Here is a 3,575-nt window from a genome sequence, read left to right as displayed (position 1 = left end):
TCGCAGCGCGCCTTTCATCCTCGTCATGGAGGCGGCCTGGTTGCCCCTGGCGGAACTGATGCACAGCACGTTCAGCACGCAGACCCCCCAGGAAGCGGACATCAGCCTTGAATACCCGGGCAGCAATACCCGGCGGCTTCATGTACGCACTCGTCTTGCCGCCTCGAAAAATGGCACCCACGAAAGCCTTTGTGTAATGTTCCTGGAAGACCTGCGTGAAATGGAAGCCCGCGTGAGGACCGAGAAGATGGCAGCCATGGGACGCATGTCGGCCGCAGTGGCACACGAAATCAGGAATCCGCTGGCGGCGATCTCTCAAGCCAATGCCTTGCTGGAAGAAGACCTGCAAGACGAGCCGCACCGCCAGCTCACAGGCATGATCCGGCAAAATGCGCAACGTCTCGCCAGAATCGTCGATGAGGTATTGAACATTTCACGTGCCCAGGCGCACCTGCCCTCGCCACAAACCACCACCCTGGCGCTGGACGAAACCGCTCACAAGATTACCGCGGACTGGGCGGGGCAGACTGAAGCGTCCCGACGCATGAAGATCACGGCAGATTCGGGTAATGCCGTTGTGTGCTTTGAGCCCGAGCATTTGCGCCGCCTCATGGTCAATCTGCTGGACAACGCCCTGCGCTATGCCAGCACATCTTCTCAGGCCATTGAAGTCTCCACCCAGCTCGTTACGCCCGGGCAGGCCCGTCTGTCCGTATGGAGCGATGGCCAACCCATGGAGCAAACCGTGCAGACACACCTGTTCGAACCATTTTTCTCCTCTGAAAGCCGCTCCAGCGGGCTGGGCCTGTACATTTGCCGTGAATTATGCGAACGCTATGGTGCCCTGATCGGCTACCAGCGCGTGCAGCGCAGCGGCATTGAAGGAAACGAATTTTTTGTCATATTCGCACCCTCCAGTCCGTCTATGACCTTGCCCGCGGCTTCTTTTGCCACAATGCCAACCTGAAAACCATGAGCACCCCCATTCCCGTTCCCCAGCAGGCACGTATCCTCGTCATTGACGATGAACCGGATTTGCGCACCCTGTATGAACTGACGCTGCTCAGGGAAGGGTATCGGGTGGAGGCAGCCGGTGACCTGCTGCAGGCCCGGGAGCAGCTCAAGGCGCATCACTTCGATGCTGTGATCACCGATATGCGCCTGCCAGATGGCCTTGGCCTCGAATTACTGCGAGACATGATAGACCAGCAAAGGCCCGAACGATGCGTGGTGATTACAGCCCACGGCTCGGCCGAAAATGCGGTGGAAGCACTCAAGGCCGGCGCGTTTGACTACCTCACGAAACCGGTCGACCTCAAACAATTCCGCAGTGTCGTGGCATCCGCCGTGCAGGGTGCCAAGCATCCTGCACTACAGRCCAAAAGCGATCGAAGCGCACCGGAACACGGCCCCGCCCCCTCCGCCCAGAAAAAAAGCGGGGACGGCACCCAGATTCTGCAAAAACTGGTGGGTGAGTCTGCCGTCATGCGCGCCGTCAAGTCGCGCATCGTCAAAGTGGCGGGAAGCATGGCGCCGGTCCTCATTCAGGGGGAATCGGGCACCGGCAAGGAACTGGTTGCACGCGCCGTACACGGCTGCAGCCACCGCGCGACAGGGCCTTTTGTAGCCGTCAATTGCAGCGCCATACCCGAAAACCTCCTCGAAGCGGAGTTCTTCGGTGCACGAAAGGGCGCTTACACCGGATCAGCGCAGGACCGGCAAGGCTACTTCCAGGCAGCCAAGGGCGGCACCTTGTTTCTCGATGAAATTGGCGACCTGCCGCTGGCCATGCAATCCAAACTTCTGCGCGCCATCCAGGAGCGCACCGTCAGGCCGCTGGGTTCGCCGCAGGAGGACACCGTTGACGTGCGCATCGTCAGCGCAACGCACAAAAACCTGGCGGCGGAAGCCCAGGAAGGGACATTCCGCCAGGATCTTTATTACCGGCTCAATGTGATTGAAATTGCCGTGCCGGCCTTGCGCGAACGCAGGGAGGATTTGCCGGCACTCTGCACTGCCCTGCTGTCAAGAATCTGCCAGGAGTCCGGCTTCAAGATGCCCGAGTTGACAGATGCCGTGATGGAGCAGCTGCAGTCCAGGCCCTTTAACGGCAATGTCAGGGAGCTGGAAAACATCCTGCACCGGGCCGTGGCGCTCGGCGAAGGAAGTATGCTGCATTTTGATGCGCCGGTCGAAGAGCACGTCGCCGTCCCGGAAAACCTGCAGGATTATCTGGACGGGCAGGAGCGAAACATCCTGACCAAGGTTTTGCTGGAGACCGGCTTCAATCGTACCGCCGCCGCCGCGAGGCTGGGTTTGAGCCTGCGGCAGATCCGCTACCGCATTGCACGCCTGAATATCGCCACGCCGGGCAATGACGACCTGGCCGATGGACTTGACCCTGCTGATGACCCCGCCTGAAAGCCCCAATGCCCTTCCCCGGCCTTTGTGGCAAAACGGCTGGTACCGCTACGCACGCGCACTGGCTTCGCCCAACTTTGGTCCACGCCCTCCCGGCGCGCAAATCGACCTGATCGTCATCCACTCCATCAGCCTGCCGCCAGGTGAGTTCGGCAATGACAACGTCCAGCGCCTTTTCACCAACCAGCTCGACTGGGAGGCACACGCTTACTTTCAGGGCATTCGCGGCCTGCAGGTTTCATCGCACTTTTTCATCGCCCGAACCGGCGCTCTGTGGCAGTTTGTGAGCTGTGACGACCGCGCCTGGCATGCCGGGGAATCCAGCTACCGCGGACGCACCAACTGCAACGACGATTCCATCGGCATCGAACTGGAAGGCCTTGAGGGAGATACCTTTGAAGCATCCCAGTATGAAACCCTGACCGGGCTGTGCGCCTCGCTTCTGCAGCGCTATCCCATTGAGCACATCGCCGGGCACGAGCACATTGCACCCGGCCGCAAGCAGGACCCGGGCCTTGGCTTCAACTGGCCTCTGCTGCAAAACTCGCTGTCGTCACCGGCTAGGTGTTTTCCCGAAATCATGTGACTGGTGCACCTGCACGCACTCACCATTGCGGTGCGTCTTGCTGTGGAAATTTCCGGTTATTTTTACCGCGCCAGCAGTGACCGGCGCTCTCAATCCAAGCCCGCGAAAAGCCGCGCCACAACGCTGCATCAGCTTCGCAAGCCTGATGGCATCAGGCTTTCAGCGAAGTTGAACGAGCCACCATCAAGCCCTGATCGAGGCGTCTGGAATGGGGCCTAAAAAGCCACAAAACGTAACGGTGCATTTAGTCAGCGATACACTACCTGTAGTGGCTTGTATTCCCTCCATACCCTAGGTATAGTGTCTAAGCCCTAATTCAGTTTGATGTAATTCGGGTCAGGAAATGAAGGAGCAGGTTGATAGGCCTGTGCAATACCTCAATATATCCAGAGACCCCGAACAGCACATCAAACCACCCATAAAACAAAGCAAAGAGGAAGTCATGCAAACTGCACAACACGCGGTGCCCGTCACGTCGAGCGTTCTGGCAAGCAACCCAGCAACCGGCGATACCAACGCGCAAAGCAACCCGCTCGCCCATTACCAGATCATCCGCCGCAATGGCGGC

3 protein-coding genes are annotated in these 3,575 nt (G+C 59.1%); all 3 read left to right on the top strand.

Annotation, left to right across the window (positions count from 1 at the left end; genetic code table 11):
• Nucleotides 1–967: sensor histidine kinase (locus tag AC1D1X_RS18525; RefSeq protein ID WP_477698845.1), on the top strand; the 967-nt coding region annotated here is incomplete at its 5' end.
• 5 nt (nucleotides 968–972) lie between these two features.
• The gene (locus AC1D1X_RS18520; RefSeq protein ID WP_477698844.1) at nucleotides 973–2,421 is read left to right on the top strand and encodes a sigma-54-dependent transcriptional regulator; all 1,449 of its coding nucleotides are present in this window, start codon (nucleotides 973–975) and stop codon (nucleotides 2,419–2,421) included.
• Entirely contained in the window at nucleotides 2,390–3,007 is a 618-nt protein-coding gene (gene ampD, locus AC1D1X_RS18515) for a 1,6-anhydro-N-acetylmuramyl-L-alanine amidase AmpD (protein ID WP_477668368.1), read from the top strand. The genes AC1D1X_RS18520 and ampD overlap by 32 nt, the downstream gene beginning before the upstream one ends.
• Nucleotides 3,008–3,575: the final 568 nt, after the last annotated feature.

It is taken from the genome of Polaromonas sp. P1_G4 (assembly GCF_056405475.1).
Note: the sequence above shows the minus strand (reverse complement) of the source record. Positions and strands in the feature narration are given on the sequence as shown.